Here is a 16,314-nt window from a genome sequence, read left to right on the forward strand (position 1 = left end):
TAATAGCGAATATATTCTGACAGTTTTATTCCTCTTTAACTAACTTCTTACAAATCAGCTCATTTGTCAAGGAAAGAGACTCACAATTCACGTATCCTTTACATTTCTATTTAAACAAAAAAAGAAAGAGGACTATCCCCTTTCTTTATTTCGCAAACACTCCAGAAACAATGCTCATAATTTTTTGGACAACTTCTTCAATTGATAAAGAAGTCGTATCTAATTCCAATGCATCATCAGCCTTTTTTAGTGGAGAAACTTCACGTTCTGAATCTAATTTATCACGCTGAGCAATTTCTTCTTTTAGCTGCTCTAAATTAGAATCGAAACCTTTATTTAAATTTTCTAAATGTCTTCTTTCCGCTCTTTCTTCAACAGAAGCAAGCATAAAGATTTTCACTTCAGCATCCGGTAATACATGTGTACCAATATCACGGCCGTCCATTACAACGCCGCCTTTTTTCGCTAACTCTTGCTGACGACGTACCATTTCTTCACGAACAAGGCGATGTTTCGCTACAATAGATACTCGATTCGTCACATCAGGTGTACGAATTACTTCAGAAACATCTTGTCCATTTAAAAATACAAGCTGTGTATTTTCTCCTTGCTGAAACTCAATATTTACATTCTTTACAACTTCCATTAACTGCTCTTCATTTTCAATGTCTACTTTTTGTTCAAGGGCTGCATATGTAAGCGTACGGTACATTGCGCCTGTATCAATATAAACGTAAGAAAGTTCCTTCGCAACAACTTTTGCCACTGTACTTTTCCCAGCAGCTGCTGGACCATCTATAGCAATTGAAATTCGTTTATCCATTGTAACACCTCATTTTTTCACTTATAAAACAAAACGAAAAGCAGGTGTTCACCCTGCTTCTTCTCATTTGCTTCACGTCATTAAATCCTCAATTATTGTAGCATAATCCTTCATAGAAGAAAATGAAAACTACCTATTCACCTGCAAGATTTCCACTTTGTTTTTTACCATGACACCCTCATAATAAACAATTTTAGATAAATATTTCACTGATGACTTATGTATAAATAACAATTGCACAACAGAAAGACAAATGAATTGCATTATTAATATACGAATAAAAATTCTCTCCATCTTTTTCACCGGAATTCTTCCCTCCTATACTATATTTGCACATTTCGTTTCATGATTTTATACATCGTACATATAGCAGTTAATTTTATTGTCATTTTCGAGGCATACTTTTATACATTTCCATTGTCGAATTTACTCAAAACATGTTATGTTCTAAATGTATTTTTTTACTTGAAAGGGGTATAAGCATTGAAAAGAATCCTAGTTTTACACACAGGTGGAACAATTGCAATGGAGGAAGATAAAGAAACTGGGGTCGTACAACCAGGTGAAAAAAATCCTCTTTTAAAATTCATTCCTGATTTAGAAGGCGATGTTGATTTAATCGTTGAAGATGTGTTCCACCTACCATCTCCTCATATGACACCGAGCGAAATGTTACAATTACAAGTCATCATTGATGAAAGAGTAAAACAAGACAACATTCATGGCGTAGTCATTACGCATGGCACGGATACATTAGAAGAAACAGCTTATTTCTTAGATTTAACAGTACAAGCAACTATTCCGATCGTAGTGACAGGTGCAATGCGCTCTAGCAATGAGTTAGGTGCTGATGGTCTATATAACTTCTTATCAGCTGTAAAAGTTGCTAGTTGTGATGAAGCTGCAGAAAAAGGTGTTTTAGTCGTATTAAACGACGAAATTCATTGCGCTACAAATGTAACGAAAACACATACAAGTAATGTTGCAACATTCCAAAGCCCACAATACGGACCAATTGGAATGGTAACAAAACGCGGCGTTGTCTTCCATCACGCTTTAGTACATCACGAAACATATACGATAAACAAAGTGTCTAAAAATGTAGTTGTTCTAAAAGCATATGCTGGCATGGATGATACATTATTAGCAGCAATCGAAAATCTTCCTGTAGACGGCATTGTTATCGAAGCTCTTGGACAAGGTAATCTCCCTCCAAGAACACTACCTAGTCTAGAAAGATTATTAAATAGAGGTATTCCTGTCGTATTAGTTTCTCGCTGTTTCAACGGTATCGTTCAAGACGTATATTCGTATGAAGGTGGCGGTAAACACTTAAAAGATATGGGCATTGTATTCACATACGGCTTAAATGCACAAAAAGCACGCATTAAATTACTTGTTGCATTAGAGAATACAAATTCTCATGAATCCATTCAAAATATGTTTATGCACGAATAAAAAGGAGCTGTCGAGGTTTTCCCGACAGCTCCTTTTTATTTTTCTCTTGATGCAATGGTTTGCGCAATCGCATCTCCATGAAATCTTCCGTTCTCGATAAATATTTCATTTGCATTATTTCCAGCAGCAATGACACCTGCAATGAAAATATTTTCAGCATTCGTTTCCATTCTATCCTCTGTATAAATTGGACGTCCTGTTTCTTCATCAATCTGAACACCCATCTTCGTTAAGAAGCTATGATCAGGATGATAACCAGTCATCGCAAATACAAAATCGTTTTTGATTGTAAGAGCTTCACCATCAACTGTAAACGTTAATGTATGCTCAGTAATTTCTTTCACATGAGCCCCAAAATGCATTTGAATTGTACCATTTCGTACTAACGCCTCAAATTCCGGCAAAATCCAAGGCTTTATGCTTGGTGAATACTCACTTCCACGATACAGTACCGTTACACGTGCACCAGATTTAACAAGTTCTAACGCGGCATCTACACTCGAGTTTTTCCCACCTATAACTACTACATCTCGATCAAAATAAGGATGCCCCTCTTTAAAATAGTGAGCTACTTTCTTCAATTCCTCACCTGGAACATTCATATAATTTGGATTATCATAATATCCAGTTGCTACAACAATATATTTCGCTATATATATTTCCTTACTTCCGTCACGCTTTGTCGTCTCAACCTGAAAAGCTTCTCCATCTTTTTGAACTTTCTCCACTCGCTCAAAAGCATTTACACGTACAGATTTACGTCTTACTACTTCACGATAATACGCAAGCGCTTGATTTCGAACTGGCTTACGATTTTCTGTAATAAAAGCTACATCACCAATTTCTAATTTTTCACTAGAAGAGAAAAATGTTTGATGAGTTGGATAATTATAAATGGCATTTACAATGTTTCCTTTTTCAATTACTAACGGATTTATCCCTACCTTTTGCAACGAAATTGCAGCCGCTAATCCGCACGGACCGCCTCCGATTATAATAACTGTTTCTTTCTGCATACTCGTCCACTCCTAGTCTTCTACCAATACACTATTTATAAAAACAAGAAAAAACCTACTTACAGCAGTAGGCACCTATCTTTATTGTATTCATTTTTCATATATTTGTCATCTAAACGAAACGTACATCCGATAGACATCTGCTAAAAACTGCTGAAATTTAATACCTTGTTTCCCTAATACATTCTCAGGATCAATCTTTCTAGCTGGATCAAGCGTTTTATGTGACACGATATCTTTTTTCGGATTTAAGCCAAAGTTTTGGCATAAATACGCATGATACCATGTAAAACGATTATATGCTTCCCAAAAGTTAACATCACCACCATAACAAAGTTCCACTCCAATGGCCGCCTTATTCGCGTCATAGCCATATAAGTCATTATCCGTCGGCACACCATATCGAACATGATACGCAACTTCATTTATAGGAATAATCTCCAATATTGTTTTATCATCTATAAATGTATGCGCCGAAGCTTTCGGTTGTAATTCATTAAAGTAATCTCGATTCCCTATCGCATTGCTTCCAGGATTCCCCGTATCATGGCTTACAATAAATCTCACTTTAGTCAGAGGAATCCCCGGTCGTGAACTTCCATATCCAATATAGTTGCGCTCTATAGGAAACATCGCCATTGCTACCAACTCCCGCTCTAGAAGATTACCTTACTTCCTTATATATGTATTCGGTAGCAATGTCCTTATCGCATATTTCTTACGCGAAGAGAAAATCGAAAATATTTGAAGTGAACACCATAAACAACAAGATACTTACAGCCACTCCATAAAAACCGTAAAACCAAACACAATCTTCTTTCGTATCTAAACCGAAAAATTTATTTACCGATTGTAATAATGTGCCACGCTTGCTTTGTTTGTTTCGTAATACTTCCACTCGCTCTACAACATCTGCTGGCATCATAAATCTTTGGTCTACTGTCATTTTCATCATTTATCTCTCCTTAAAATCATTTCCGTTTTGTTTATCTAAGGAGAGTATAGCACGTTTGTTCGTATAGAACAAGCGTTCTTTTTATTTTTATTTTATTTTTCAGCAAGCCAAGTAAAAATCGAGATTACAACGGCAATAATCGGCCCTACTACAACCACACCAAATACCAAAAACAGTAACCCTTCCCCGAACATCCGAACGGTACTTATTTTTCGAGCTTTCATCGTTCTTGCAAGTTCTCCCTCTAACCTCTTAACCTTCTCTTCTAATTGTTCTACTCGTTCCAGCATTTCATTCTCCATATACAACACCTCATTTAATACTTCAACAAAAAAACGTGATTCCCTCGAAAGGAAATCACGTTTTCTCAAGATATAATATTTTATACCCAACCTCTGAAGCGGCTTGCTTCAGCCATTTTACGAACACCAACCATGTACGCCGCTAAGCGCATGTTCACTTTACGAACTTGTGCTGTTTCATAAATAGAATCAAATGATCTTACCATTACTTTTTCTAAACGTTGTTCTACTTCTTCTTCAGTCCAGTAGTAACCTTGGTTGTTTTGTACCCACTCAAAGTAAGATACTGTTACACCACCAGCACTTGCTAACACGTCTGGAACAAGCAAAATTCCGCGATCTGTTAAAATTTTAGTCGCTTCTAATGTTGTTGGACCATTTGCAGCTTCAACAACGATTTTCGCTTTAATATCATTAGCATTTTCTTCTGTAATTTGGTTCTCAATTGCAGCTGGTACTAAAATATCGCAATCAAGTTCTAACAATTCTTTGTTTGAAATTGTATTGTTAAATAGCTTTGTTACTGTACCGAAGCTATCACGACGGTCTAATAAATAATCAATATCTAATCCGTTTGGATCATGTAACGCGCCGTAAGCATCTGAGATTGCAATAACTTTCGCACCTGCATCATGCATAAATTTAGCTAAGAAGCTACCAGCATTACCGAATCCTTGAACAACAACGCGTGCACCCTTAATATCAATGCCACGTTTTTTAGCAGCTTCGCGAATACAAATTGTTACACCTTTCGCTGTTGCTGTTTCACGTCCATGTGATCCACCTAATACAAGCGGTTTACCTGTAATAAATCCTGGTGAATTAAATTCATCAATACGGCTATACTCATCCATCATCCACGCCATAATTTGAGAGTTTGTGAATACATCTGGAGCTGGAATATCTTTCGTCGGACCTACGATTTGGCTAATTGCTCGTACATAACCGCGGCTTAATCTTTCTAACTCACGGAATGACATTTCACGTGGATCACAGATAATTCCACCCTTACCTCCACCATATGGTAAATCAACAATACCACATTTTAAACTCATCCAGATTGAAAGTGCTTTCACTTCATTTTCTGTTACATTCGGATGGAAGCGAATTCCACCTTTCGTTGGACCAACAGCATCATTATGTTGCGCACGATATCCTGTAAATATTTTAACAGTCCCGTCATCCATACGAACTGGTATTTTCACTGTCATCATACGAATTGGTTCTTTTAATAATTCATATACTTCGTTTGGATAACCCAATTTTTCTAACGCTTCACTAATAACAATTTGTGTTGAATTCAATAGTTCAAAATGTTGTTCCCTTTGTTGTTGTGTTTTTGTTTGAGTTCCCTTTTCGGCTACCATAGTAAGTAAACCCCCTGTAATTTCACTTGTTTAGTAAACCTTCATTGCCTAGTATACACCCTTAAATTTGGAATGCAATAGAAAACGCTAACAAATATATACAAACTATTTTCTGTTGCAAGCGTTTTCACTATTATTATAGTCCTTTTATTACTTTTAGAAAAGTAAAATACTTAAATATTTAAATATTTTTTATTTTCATCAACCACCCTCCCATAAAACTGCATATTTTATTTTCAAAAAGTATGTTCGAGTATTTACAATCATCCCTTCCCTTCTCCAAATAAAAACAAAACCTCAGCTATGTTGTATTAGCTGAGGTTTTGTTTTTTCACAAAGTAATTGTGTATTTGTTCTATCGCGTTAACATCCATTAATTCTTTACCGTACTCCATGATGCGATAAATGGTTGCTGTAGACGGATTACCGTATTCCGCTAAAATAGCTATAAAATCCGCCTTTAACAATTGAATTTGTTCCTCTTCTTCCACCCAAAGATAGAAGCGCTCATCCCACGTATATAGCTTTCCGCCAGTTACACCAAGGTTATATAAGCGATTCGACAGGTTAATTACGTCATCTAGCGTAGCAAACTCATATAATATATGCTCACTTTCATCTAGAGTCACTTGCATTTCAATAAACTCGTCACGGAACTCATCATCTGTATCCATTTCTTGATTTTCTTTCGTTACAATTACAACCATCCCTTGTGCTTGTAGAGAAAACACTTCAACTGCAATCGGACCATCTGCTTCAAACCCTAATTCCTTATTTGCTTCTTGCATCATATCACGAAATAATTGCTGTACTTTCGGTGCATTTCTCCATAAATCTTCTTTCGTTAATCCTCGTTCAGATAAATCATCAAATGTTAGAAAAATTTTTATCTTATTGTAATTTAATCGTTCCAGCCTCATCTCATACCCTCCCTACGTAACCAATGCATCTAATTTTTATTATATGAAATAGAAAATAGATGGTTCTTTTCGAACAACTATTCCGACATTTTTAACCATCCATCCCATTCTTCTTTCGTATCACCAATTAAGATTGTTTCAATGTCCAACTGGTTTAGAACGCCTAGCTTTCCGATAAATCCAACAGAAAGAGATTCCCTTTTTTCTTGTAATAAATTTATAAAGTTCATCGTCTTTTTCATTTCTTGTTCGTCAGCAAAAGATATAAATACATATTTCGGCTGTATTTCCTCTACCGCTGATAACATACCATCTTCAGCTAAGCTTGTCCTAATATATATCGCCTCATATCCTTTTAAGCGTAAATAAGTTGAAAAAATAAATCCTTTCAATGCATCCTTTTCTAACACAATAACTTTGTGTAAAGAGGAAAACATTGAGGCATTGTGATACACCATCCCTAGACGCGTTTGTAAAAATGATAGTGCATATTGAAATTGCACCATTGAAATCTCATTATTATTTTTTGACGTTAATAATTTGTCTGTCACTCGAAGAACGATACTGGCAACAACCTTTTCTGTTGAATATATACTAAAAGCTTCGTTTAATAATGCAGCAATTGTAATTTCATCAAATTTTAACAAAGCTTGTAGCAAATCGTCCACTAAAACAACTTCTTTATCGAAATGTATCTCTTTTTGAACTGTACTCTGCAAACGATTCTCTTCTAATAACTGAACTGCTTGTCCAATCATCATACCGGAAGAAACTTTTTCCATTAACCATTTTAAAATTTGAATATGCTCTTCTGTATATAAGCGATGCCCAGCTTGATTCCGCTTTGGGGCAATAATTTGATATCGTCTTTCCCATGCACGAAGCGTACTCGGCTGAACTCCAATTATATTCGAAACGGCTTTTATATTATATTTCCCACTAAGAGTTGGCATCATTTCCCTCCGCACAATGTAATGATATGTGTTTGAGCAGGTGCTCGGAAACGAAGTGGTATCAATGTTGTTCCATACCCATTACTAACAAAGAGAATCGTATTCAAATGGTTATATACGCCACCTTTTAAATATTTTTTAGATGGGAATAATCGGATTTGTCCTCCATGCGTATGGCCACTTAACACAAGTGAAATCTGTTCATTTCCAGACATTTTTTTTATTATATCAGGGTTGTGACTAACTAGGATACGAAAACCATCTTCTTTACAATCCGCCAATGCCAAATCTAGACGATCACGGTGCAATCCAACATCATCTATACCGAGCAAACAAATTTTCTCTCCTAATTCAGACTCAAATACCACTCTTGTATTATCTAAAACTTTTACGTTATTTTCTAATAATAACGCATCTAATTCATGATATTCTATCTCATAATCATTGTTTCCCCACACAAAATATACAGGACCTATCTCTCTTAACTTTTGAATATTCGCAGAGATTTTTGATAAAGAGACACCTTTCTCTGCTAAATCTCCTCCGATAATTACGAGATCTACTTTTCCTTTTACTTGTTCAATTAACAAATTCGAAATGACCCTTCTATGAATATCAGAAATAAAAAACACATTTACTTTTTGAAAACTTTTCGGAAATTCTTTAAATACTAAAGTATGTTCCAACACCGTATTACGCATCGCTTCTTTATACATCACAAAAAGTAATAAAATCCCCATGCCTATGAGAGTACTGAATAATATAATCCATATCATATTTTTGACTCCCTCCTCATAAAGATAATCCTAGGCTTTTATAACAAACTGTGCTCGCTTAACTCGCTAGCTTTCTTGCTTTGTGGACTTATCTTTTATCGGAATTTTTAATTCTTGACCTGCACTCACTTCATCTTCCTGCAAGTTATTATACTTTTTAATTACTTCAATTCCATTTCCATCTGAAAAATATTGCTTCGCTATACTTTCTAAAGTTTCTCCCTCTTTCACAGTATGCGTTATTACTTTTTCAGAATGTTTCTGCGACTCAGATTTAGCTGAATCAAAGAAGATTACTTCAAACGCACTTTTTCCAGCATTATTACTATCACCCTTCACCTGAATATATTTATCCGTGTACCACAAAATACTAATCGGCAGAAGAATGAATAGAAATGTTAAAACCCGGACGAAAATGTGATTTATTTTAAACTTTTGTTTTTTCTCTTTATTTCTATGAATTTCACTACGCGGCGGTAAACTTTCTTTTTCTTCCACTCGCTCAACTTCTAATTCCTCTTCAAAATCAGGAATTCGTTTCCTCATGTTGTTCACCACCACCTTCCATTTATTTTCTTAATTGGAGTCCCATTATAAAATCAACAAGAAAGTGTGCAAAGATTGTTATAAACAAATTTCCTGTCCATTCAAATACATAACCAAAGACAAAACTAATAAAACAGACGAAACAAAATAAAAATGGCTTTGTTATATAACGAATATGTAACACTGCAAATACGAAGCTCGCAATTACAATTCCAAAATGAGTCTGTACTACACCTCTAAATAAAAATTCTTCTGCAAAACCAATCAAGAACGTAATAACGAGTAAGTGTAGAACGGACATTCCTCGAAACATCTTATCGTTAATACCACCATCATCAAACCATGACTCCGGAAACACTCGCATTGCAACATAATCTAATAACACAATACCAATCGCTAACAAACCACCTATAATAAGTATAGATACTGGTTCCCATTTCCATAAATTAAAGACTTCTTTTACATCTTGAAATAATATATATGCCAGTAAACAGCCAATACCGATAATAATTAACTGTGTTATATATAGATTCAGCCTTATTTCCTGCGGACTCATATCTTCAACATTATGCCTTTGAATGTTCATCATTCCTCCATCTTTTCTAGGCCGAAAAGCTTTTGTAACTCTGTTTCCCAATTATAGTCGAAATCCGATTGTTGCGCTCGTCTTTTTTTATAATCTTCTTTGGTAATACCGCAATAATCGCAGCAATTAATTAACTCTTGCTCTTTCCTATAACCGAACTGTTGCAGCACATATTCACGTCTACACCCTTTAACTTGTATCCATGACTTCATATTTTCTAGCTCACTATATTTATTACGCAACCTTATTTCTACTTCAGCTATTAATCGGTTCATGATTTCATCTGACAAACCTTCTAATAATAATCTTCGTTGTTGTATAATTCCAACCTGTTCGAGATGATAACGAACGAAACGCCAATATTGCTCATTAAATCTTGCTGCATTATAACAAATTTCTTCTACATCTTCTATTGGTAATTCCTTCGTTTGAAATATTCTTTCTTGTAGTAAAGAAAATAAAAATTTTATTTGTGACTTACTTGGCAATTCATCCTCAATGATTGAAATTGGTAAATCATGATCCAACGGACTACATAATAAAATAGCTATACTCGGTTCGCCATCTCTTCCAGCTCTTCCGATTTCTTGTAAGTAAGAGGCTATATTAGTTGGATAATGAAAATGAATAATATATCGCGTATTCGCCTTATTTACCCCCATACCAAATGCACTTGTGCATATTACAAGTTGCAATTGATCGTTCATAAACTGCTGTTGAATTAACATACGCTCTTCATGTTCCATACCACCATGATAAAAAGCTACACCAGTAACACCTTTCCCTCTCAAGTATTCCGTTAACCTTTCTGTCCACGCTCTACTTGAGCAATATACAATCCCCGGCCCTTGTAAATACATCACCTGCTCTAAAAGCGCCTCTTTCTTTTCTTCTATCGTCTCTACAAATTGCACATCCATTGCAATATTAGGACGATCAATAGAGTATACATGTTCCGCGGCACCCTTTAAATTTAAACTATCTGCGATATCCTGCAGTACCCCTTTTGTCGCTGTGGCTGTCAATGCTAATACTGTAGGAGAACCAATATTTTCAATAACTACATTTAGTTTTTTATAGTCCGGTCTAAAATCATAACCCCATTGAGAAATACAATGAGCCTCATCAACAACAAATAATGAAATATGAATTTTCTTCAATTCCCTAATTAATAACTCCGACTGCAACATCTCTGGTGAAACAAAAATAAATTTATATGAAGATAATTTTTTCATCGCTTCTCTTTTTTCATTTAATGTCCGAAAACTATTAAATGCTATCACTCGGTTTTTCACAACATACTTTAATTGTGTCACTTGATCTTCCATTAAAGATAATAACGGTGATACAACAAGCACTGTTCCTTCTCGCATAAGCCCCGGAAACTGATAGCACATAGATTTCCCTCTTCCAGTCGGAAGCATTGCTATCACATCTTTTCCTTCTAATAAATCTGTAATTACTCCTTTTTGACCTGGACGAAATTCAGAATATCCAAACCACTTATATAAATATTCTTCAAGTTTCATTTACACCCTCCATCCGCGCTAATACAAGACGAACTTCAAAATAAGAGATATCTTCTCCAACCGCTTGTTTCAAAACACGTAACTTCCGCGTTTGCAATGCTTCAATTACTTTTATTACTTTGTCTATCTTTTCTTTTTCCATAAACATTTCAATAGAAAAATCTTTTTCTCGCAAAGCAATTTCAACAAAATGATCTTCTATCGTTGCAACCTTTAAATTCCGAATCGTCGCTATTTCTTCTAAAGAACGTCCTTGTCTCCAAAAATTATATGTTTTTTTCGTGGATAAACTAAATAATTCAGCTCTCTCATTTGGATAAGATATAATTTCAGCTAATAGTGGAAATTCATTTTCTTTATCACGAACTTCTTGTATAAAGAAATGTATTGTACCCCAAAATAAAAAATACACCCTGAATATATCTTGTTTCGTAATTTCTGCTAATTGTTGCAATGTACAACCAATGCGTTCATAACCCGTTAATCGATATGTTACAATCGTCGCTTCTATCGCGTTACTCTTTTCTAAAAGATTATGTACTTCCGTCCATAGTTTTCTCGCCAACTCACTTCTCTTATATGGCCTTCCTGTTAGAAAACGTTTCACCCACATCATTATTTCTGTATCTTGCTGAATTGGAATAAATCTCGTATTATTCTGTTGTAAATTTGATATGGTTTGAATAATTAATGATAATCTTTTCCAAAATGTTTCACCTAATTCACCATAATGTAAACCATGCAAATGCGCCGGAAAAGCATAAACTTCCTCCCATTTATGTAACTGCATTTTACCCGTAGGTGTTAACACATATGTATTTTCATGTATTTCTTGAATAAAATCCGCTTGCAACAACTTTGCAACTTCACCATCATAGTCATTTCTATTTAATGATTTATATATTCCGAACAAAAAAGAAATTCGGAACATATTTCCATCTTGTAAAGTTTGCGAAGAACGTTTGCCCTTTAGTAAATAATAAATAGAAGAAACGGTTCTTTCACCATTCAATTGTTTTAAACAATGCAACAAAGTATATTGTATTTGCATGACCGCTTCCACCTTCCAATCTTAACTTCATTCTTTTCAGTACAATTACACTATCTACTGTCGCTCATTAAACTTATCATATAAGAACTATATACTTGTATATATTCTATTGTATCAAACGAAATCATATTTACGTATTTTGAAAATCTTATGACATAATTCAAAAATAAGTTGACACTCTAATTGATAAGCATTATCATTATAATTTTATGTTGAAAAGTTTTACAAACCGTTTTACAATAAGGTTATAATTTTTATGGCGAGCTTTTCACATACATATTATCAGGAGGGAAAAAAGATGGCAAAATATACAATCGTTGATAAAGATACTTGTATTGCATGTGGTGCTTGTGGCGCTGCTGCACCAGACATTTATGACTATGATGATGAAGGTATTGCATTTGTAACATTAGATGATAACCAAGGTATCGTTGAAATTCCAGATGTATTAATTGAAGATATGATGGATGCATTCGAAGGCTGTCCAACTGACTCAATTAAAGTTGCTGACGAATCATTCGACGGAGACGCTTTAAAATTCGAATAGTCTTTTATTAACTTCAAAAAACGCCCCTCCTATTGATGAGGGGCGTTTTTTGTATCTAAATTTTATTTTCCTTAATAAAAAACCATTAGTAGTTTCACACTACTAATGGTTTTAGTATATATTATGCATTTTTCATTTTTGCAAACACCCATACTTTCAGGCGTGAGAATAATGCTACAAATACAATTGTTACAACAATCCCTTTAATTAAATTAAATGGTAAGATTGCCGTTACAACCGTTGTTTTTATAGCTTCGCTAGACATAGCTGGTGAATTTAAAAACCAAGTGTACGCCGGGAATATGATGATGTAGTTTAATACACTCATAATAAGTGCCATTGTAATTGTCCCTAGCATTAATCCTGTAGTTAAACTCTTCACAGTACGATACTTTCTAAATAAGAAAGCTGCTGGCCCAATAAATAAACATCCTGCAATAAAGTTTGCAATTTCTCCAACTGGTACTCCCGTTAAACTTCCTTGAATCCCGTAATGTAAAATGTTCTTTATCGCCTCTACAATCACTCCTGCTACTGGTCCAAAGATAATTGCCGCAATTAGAGCTGGTACATCACTAAAATCAATTTTCAAAAATGGCGGAAGCCCTGGGAACGGGAAATCCAACATCATTAGTAAATATGCAATACTACTTAGCATCGCTACACTCACCATCTGCACTACACTGTTTTTTTGTTTCATCTTTCTCTCTCCTTTTCCATCGATCATCTCATGGAAAGTGGAAAGGTTCTGCTATGCCTATTTTTTCATAGAACGAAAAAACCCTTTGTGTTTTACACAAAGGGAGAATTTAAGGCACATCAAACAGACGTTCAAATCCATATCTTTTTTGAACGCTTGAACCTCCATCTTCTCCCATCCAGACTATACTGTCGGCTTTGGAATCACACCAAATCCTGCCTTAACGGCTCGCGGGCTTAGAACAAAATCATAAATAGTTCATCACCGCCGGTCGGGATTTTCACCCTGCCCCGAAGATAGACCGATATTCTATTTTCCCCTTCATTATACAACAACCTCATAACATTGTGAACTAAAAAATTGTAACTTATTTAAAATTAGTTATTTATTTTTCGTAACAACAAATAAATTGCGAGATATTTTACAATACAATCCATATTTTTTATTATTCGGCATTTCTCTTTTGAATTACCTAGTCATATATAATTAAAAGTGATAAGATATTGAATTGTTAAGATAAGAACATTTTCTGAGTTATGGAGGAAATGTCATGAAAAAAGACAAGAGACATTCTATTCGAGAAGCAATGAAAAAAAACTTAAGAAAAGAATACTTTTACTTAAAAAAAGAATTACTTTTCTACTGCCCAATTGATTTAGGCACATTCTCAAACGAGACATACTATGCTACTTTCGATGAAGATGGCATCAGTATTTATCAGTATGATAAAAAAACAGAAAGTAAATTAAAATTGTGTGAGCGTCATCCGTGGAAGAGTTGGAATAAAGTGAAGATTGATCACTATTTGACAACTTCTCAATTTATTTTTCAGGGTGAGCGAAATTGGATCTTATCTCTTTTTCAAAAAGGAAAAGAAGCTCAAAAAATTATTGAAGAGCATACATCTTTACAAACAGAAGTTGTTTCCCGCTCTTTCTTAAAAAAACTTCCTGGTTTTCGTTCTAATACACCACTGAATAAATACATTGGTAGTATTTGTTACACTGCACTTATTGCATTTTTATTAAAATGGATGATTCCATTTCAAGCACCACAAATCGCCCTGTATTCTATCTCGATTGGTTGTATGCTTCTTGGCCTACTTTGTTTGACAATCGGTTTAATTGAACCGACTATCGTACTGTTTCGAACAAAAGAGAAAACAAGAACAAAAGTTTTTTACTTATATAGCTATTTAGCTATTTCTGGATTTATATGTGTCTTTATTTTTTGGTAAAAGAAGCCGTCCCAAAATAAATTTTGGGACGGTTTTCTTTTAGATATAGATGCTCTGATTCACTCAATAGTTCTAGCAAAAGCGCCCATATAATTTCATTTACATTGAATCTTATTTAAGAAGAACATAAATTTGTTCAAAGTTTAATTTTTGAAGCGTTTCCTTTACTTAACATATAATTGTTGATTAGGATAAATTAGCTCTTGCTGCAATCCATTTTTTTCTTTAATTTCCTTAAGTGTCATACTAAATTTCCGTGCAATACTAACTAAAGTATCCCCTTTTTGTACGACATATAATGACGAAGAAACAACTTCATTTCTTTGTTCACTTAAAACAAGCAATGGGTTCATCGCATTCTTTTTCGCCATCGTCCATCTTCCTTGATGAAGTTCTAGATGTAAGTGCGCACCTCGCGATTCTCCCGTGTTCCCTACTTCTCCAATTTTTTCTCCTTTGGAAATATAATCTCCTTGATCCACATATCTCTTATTTAAATGTGCATATACAGCCTCATATTCTCCGTGTTTAATAAATACAACATTTCCATAACTACTTGAATAATAAGACCTCGTTACCTTACCATCTTGGATAGCTGCCACAGGCGTTCCAATCGGCGCAGCTACATCAATACCATAGTGTTTTCCATGCCTTGTCCCAAAATAATCACTTATCTGACCTTCAACAGGCCATGTCCATCGATTTTCTTCTGCATAAACATGTAATTGAGATACAAACAGTATACTCAATAACATGACACCGCATTTTAAAACTTTCATATACATCCTCCGTTTTCTAATTACCACCATACCTTCTCTATTTTGGTATATTACAGAAAAAAGTATACAAAAAAAGAAAGTGAATTACTCCACTTCCTTCTCTTTCTTATCACGAAAAACTACTGCACTACGGTTATACTCCACATCTTTCACTTGTAATCGGGCATTTATTACTCGAGCTATCGCAAACAAATAATCAGATAATCTATTTACATACTTTAATACAACTTCATTTATTTTCACTTCTTTTTGCAATGATACTATAGAGCGTTCTGCTCTCCTTACAACAGTACGTGCAATATGAATAGTAGCCGCTGCCTCGCTACCACCTGGCAAAATAAAGCGTTCTAGTGGCGGGGCTTCTTCTATATATAAATCAATCTTTCTTTCTAAACTTTCAACCATCACAATTGTCACTTTATAAGGAATTTTTTGTTCCACTATTGCCAAGTCTCCTCCGCAATCAAATAGTTCATGTTGAATATTTTCGAGCTCATTGTAAATATCTATAAAAGCCCCGCCTTGAAGCTTAGTCATTGCATATCCAATATGAGAATTTGCCTCGTCTATTGTTCCATACGCTTCCACACGGATATCATCTTTATCAACCCTGCCACCTATTACACTTGTCGTTCCTTTATCTCCTGTTTTTGTATATAATTTCATTTCTTCACAGCACCTCTCTTGTTATTCTTTATTCGAGCAACATAGAAAAAAGTTCTACCATTCTTTATTTAATTGAGTTTACAAAAAAATAAAAAACAGCAGA

General features: G+C 34.7%; 20 protein-coding genes and 1 riboswitch. Of the genes, 3 read left to right on the plus strand and 17 right to left on the minus strand.

Going from position 1 to position 16,314, the window contains the following annotated elements; genetic code table 11:
* Window positions 1-145: 145 nt before the first annotated feature.
* On the minus strand, window positions 146-823 hold the full coding sequence (cmk, locus tag BLT20_RS00355; RefSeq protein ID WP_000361252.1) for a (d)CMP kinase: 678 nt from the start codon (window positions 821-823) through the stop codon (window positions 146-148).
* 129 nt (window positions 824-952) lie between these two features.
* On the minus strand, window positions 953-1,126 hold the full coding sequence (locus BLT20_RS30375; protein WP_000738059.1) for a YpfB family protein: 174 nt from the start codon (window positions 1,124-1,126) through the stop codon (window positions 953-955).
* 180 nt (window positions 1,127-1,306) lie between these two features.
* On the opposite strand from BLT20_RS30375, the gene ansA reads away from it, so the two are divergent.
* Window positions 1,307-2,281 carry an asparaginase gene (ansA, locus tag BLT20_RS00365; RefSeq protein WP_000822010.1) on the plus strand — a complete coding sequence of 325 codons (975 nt, stop codon included), beginning with the start codon at window positions 1,307-1,309 and terminating at the stop codon, window positions 2,279-2,281.
* A gap of 35 nt (window positions 2,282-2,316) precedes the next feature.
* Here ansA and BLT20_RS00370 read toward each other — a convergent pair whose 3' ends face one another.
* From BLT20_RS00370 to BLT20_RS00425, 12 genes are all read right to left on the minus strand, one after another.
* Entirely contained in the window at window positions 2,317-3,297 is a 981-nt protein-coding gene (locus BLT20_RS00370) for a YpdA family putative bacillithiol disulfide reductase (protein ID WP_001168522.1), read from the minus strand.
* A 108-nt stretch (window positions 3,298-3,405) separates the two neighbouring features.
* Complete coding sequence (locus BLT20_RS00375) at window positions 3,406-3,936, minus strand: peptidoglycan recognition protein family protein (RefSeq protein ID WP_001240655.1); 531 nt, start codon at window positions 3,934-3,936, stop codon at window positions 3,406-3,408.
* A gap of 79 nt (window positions 3,937-4,015) precedes the next feature.
* A complete protein-coding gene (locus tag BLT20_RS00380; RefSeq protein ID WP_001983018.1) occupies window positions 4,016-4,252 on the minus strand; it encodes a DUF3961 domain-containing protein in 237 nt (78 codons plus the stop codon).
* Window positions 4,253-4,344: 92 nt separating this feature from the next.
* Entirely contained in the window at window positions 4,345-4,554 is a 210-nt protein-coding gene (locus BLT20_RS00385) for a hypothetical protein (RefSeq protein ID WP_000426763.1), read from the minus strand.
* Between the two features lie 80 nt (window positions 4,555-4,634).
* Entirely contained in the window at window positions 4,635-5,921 is a 1,287-nt protein-coding gene (gene gudB / locus BLT20_RS00390) for an NAD-specific glutamate dehydrogenase (RefSeq protein WP_000225173.1), read from the minus strand.
* 311 nt (window positions 5,922-6,232) lie between these two features.
* Entirely contained in the window at window positions 6,233-6,841 is a 609-nt protein-coding gene (locus tag BLT20_RS00395; protein ID WP_001235402.1) for a genetic competence negative regulator, read from the minus strand.
* Window positions 6,842-6,918: 77 nt separating this feature from the next.
* Window positions 6,919-7,794, minus strand: coding sequence for a MerR family transcriptional regulator (locus tag BLT20_RS00400; RefSeq protein WP_001142718.1), 876 nt, complete (start codon window positions 7,792-7,794; stop codon window positions 6,919-6,921).
* Window positions 7,794-8,570, minus strand: a complete 777-nt coding sequence (locus BLT20_RS00405; protein WP_000637791.1) for a metallophosphoesterase — start codon at window positions 8,568-8,570, stop codon at window positions 7,794-7,796. The genes BLT20_RS00400 and BLT20_RS00405 overlap by 1 nt, the downstream gene beginning before the upstream one ends.
* A 66-nt stretch (window positions 8,571-8,636) precedes the next feature.
* Window positions 8,637-9,116 carry a LysM peptidoglycan-binding domain-containing protein gene (locus BLT20_RS00410; protein ID WP_001231553.1) on the minus strand — a complete coding sequence of 160 codons (480 nt, stop codon included), beginning with the start codon at window positions 9,114-9,116 and terminating at the stop codon, window positions 8,637-8,639.
* Between the two features lie 22 nt (window positions 9,117-9,138).
* Entirely contained in the window at window positions 9,139-9,702 is a 564-nt protein-coding gene (locus BLT20_RS00415; RefSeq protein ID WP_001025780.1) for a CPBP family intramembrane glutamic endopeptidase, read from the minus strand.
* Window positions 9,702-11,231 (minus strand): ATP-dependent DNA helicase RecQ, encoded by a 1,530-nt coding sequence (gene recQ, locus BLT20_RS00420; RefSeq protein WP_000762973.1) that lies wholly within the window; start codon window positions 11,229-11,231, stop codon window positions 9,702-9,704. The genes BLT20_RS00415 and recQ overlap by 1 nt, the downstream gene beginning before the upstream one ends.
* Window positions 11,221-12,282, minus strand: a complete 1,062-nt coding sequence (locus BLT20_RS00425) for a YpbB family protein (RefSeq protein ID WP_001167004.1) — start codon at window positions 12,280-12,282, stop codon at window positions 11,221-11,223. The genes recQ and BLT20_RS00425 overlap by 11 nt, the downstream gene beginning before the upstream one ends.
* 298 nt (window positions 12,283-12,580) lie before the next feature.
* On the opposite strand from BLT20_RS00425, the gene BLT20_RS00430 reads away from it, so the two are divergent.
* A complete protein-coding gene (locus BLT20_RS00430; protein ID WP_001151993.1) occupies window positions 12,581-12,829 on the plus strand; it encodes a ferredoxin in 249 nt (82 codons plus the stop codon).
* Window positions 12,830-12,950: 121 nt separating this feature from the next.
* Here the strand turns inward: BLT20_RS00430 and BLT20_RS00435 are convergent, their stop codons facing one another.
* Complete coding sequence (locus BLT20_RS00435) at window positions 12,951-13,529, minus strand: ECF transporter S component (protein WP_000810855.1); 579 nt, start codon at window positions 13,527-13,529, stop codon at window positions 12,951-12,953.
* A gap of 162 nt (window positions 13,530-13,691) precedes the next feature.
* A riboswitch (FMN riboswitch) is annotated at window positions 13,692-13,831 on the minus strand.
* A gap of 248 nt (window positions 13,832-14,079) precedes the next feature.
* Between BLT20_RS00435 and BLT20_RS00440 the strand changes: the two genes are divergently transcribed.
* Window positions 14,080-14,766, plus strand: a complete 687-nt coding sequence (locus BLT20_RS00440; RefSeq protein ID WP_000710837.1) for a hypothetical protein — start codon at window positions 14,080-14,082, stop codon at window positions 14,764-14,766.
* Window positions 14,767-14,930: 164 nt separating this feature from the next.
* Here the strand turns inward: BLT20_RS00440 and BLT20_RS00445 are convergent, their stop codons facing one another.
* Both BLT20_RS00445 and BLT20_RS00450 read right to left on the minus strand, forming a co-directional pair.
* The gene (locus tag BLT20_RS00445; RefSeq protein WP_000866117.1) at window positions 14,931-15,545 is read right to left on the minus strand and encodes a peptidoglycan DD-metalloendopeptidase family protein; all 615 of its coding nucleotides are present in this window, start codon (window positions 15,543-15,545) and stop codon (window positions 14,931-14,933) included.
* Window positions 15,546-15,629: 84 nt separating this feature from the next.
* Window positions 15,630-16,211: a cob(I)yrinic acid a,c-diamide adenosyltransferase gene (locus BLT20_RS00450; protein ID WP_000781269.1), complete on the minus strand. Its 582-nt coding sequence runs from the start codon at window positions 16,209-16,211 to the stop codon at window positions 15,630-15,632.
* Window positions 16,212-16,314: the final 103 nt, after the last annotated feature.

It is taken from the genome of Bacillus sp. cl96 (assembly GCF_900100505.1).
Classification (GTDB): domain Bacteria; phylum Bacillota; class Bacilli; order Bacillales; family Bacillaceae_G; genus Bacillus_A; species Bacillus_A cereus.

Bases quoted from the DNA above. Each gene is read 5' to 3' on its own strand.
- cmk (WP_000361252.1), bottom strand. From the start codon at position 823: ATGGATAAACGAATTTCAATTGCTATAGATGGTCCAGCAGCTGCTGGG.
- BLT20_RS00370 (WP_001168522.1), bottom strand. From the start codon at position 3,297: ATGCAGAAAGAAACAGTTATTATAATCGGAGGCGGTCCGTGCGGATTA.
- BLT20_RS00375 (WP_001240655.1), bottom strand. From the start codon at position 3,936: ATGGCGATGTTTCCTATAGAGCGCAACTATATTGGATATGGAAGTTCA.
- BLT20_RS00380 (WP_001983018.1), bottom strand. From the start codon at position 4,252: ATGATGAAAATGACAGTAGACCAAAGATTTATGATGCCAGCAGATGTT.
- BLT20_RS00385 (WP_000426763.1), bottom strand. From the start codon at position 4,554: ATGGAGAATGAAATGCTGGAACGAGTAGAACAATTAGAAGAGAAGGTT.
- gudB (WP_000225173.1), bottom strand. From the start codon at position 5,921: ATGGTAGCCGAAAAGGGAACTCAAACAAAAACACAACAACAAAGGGAA.
- BLT20_RS00395 (WP_001235402.1), bottom strand. From the start codon at position 6,841: ATGAGGCTGGAACGATTAAATTACAATAAGATAAAAATTTTTCTAACA.
- BLT20_RS00400 (WP_001142718.1), bottom strand. From the start codon at position 7,794: ATGCCAACTCTTAGTGGGAAATATAATATAAAAGCCGTTTCGAATATA.
- BLT20_RS00405 (WP_000637791.1), bottom strand. From the start codon at position 8,570: ATGATATGGATTATATTATTCAGTACTCTCATAGGCATGGGGATTTTA.
- BLT20_RS00410 (WP_001231553.1), bottom strand. From the start codon at position 9,116: ATGAGGAAACGAATTCCTGATTTTGAAGAGGAATTAGAAGTTGAGCGA.
- BLT20_RS00415 (WP_001025780.1), bottom strand. From the start codon at position 9,702: ATGAACATTCAAAGGCATAATGTTGAAGATATGAGTCCGCAGGAAATA.
- recQ (WP_000762973.1), bottom strand. From the start codon at position 11,231: ATGAAACTTGAAGAATATTTATATAAGTGGTTTGGATATTCTGAATTT.
- BLT20_RS00425 (WP_001167004.1), bottom strand. From the start codon at position 12,282: ATGCAAATACAATATACTTTGTTGCATTGTTTAAAACAATTGAATGGT.
- BLT20_RS00430 (WP_001151993.1), top strand. From the start codon at position 12,581: ATGGCAAAATATACAATCGTTGATAAAGATACTTGTATTGCATGTGGT.
- BLT20_RS00435 (WP_000810855.1), bottom strand. From the start codon at position 13,529: ATGAAACAAAAAAACAGTGTAGTGCAGATGGTGAGTGTAGCGATGCTA.
- BLT20_RS00440 (WP_000710837.1), top strand. From the start codon at position 14,080: ATGAAAAAAGACAAGAGACATTCTATTCGAGAAGCAATGAAAAAAAAC.
- BLT20_RS00445 (WP_000866117.1), bottom strand. From the start codon at position 15,545: ATGAAAGTTTTAAAATGCGGTGTCATGTTATTGAGTATACTGTTTGTA.
- BLT20_RS00450 (WP_000781269.1), bottom strand. From the start codon at position 16,211: ATGAAATTATATACAAAAACAGGAGATAAAGGAACGACAAGTGTAATA.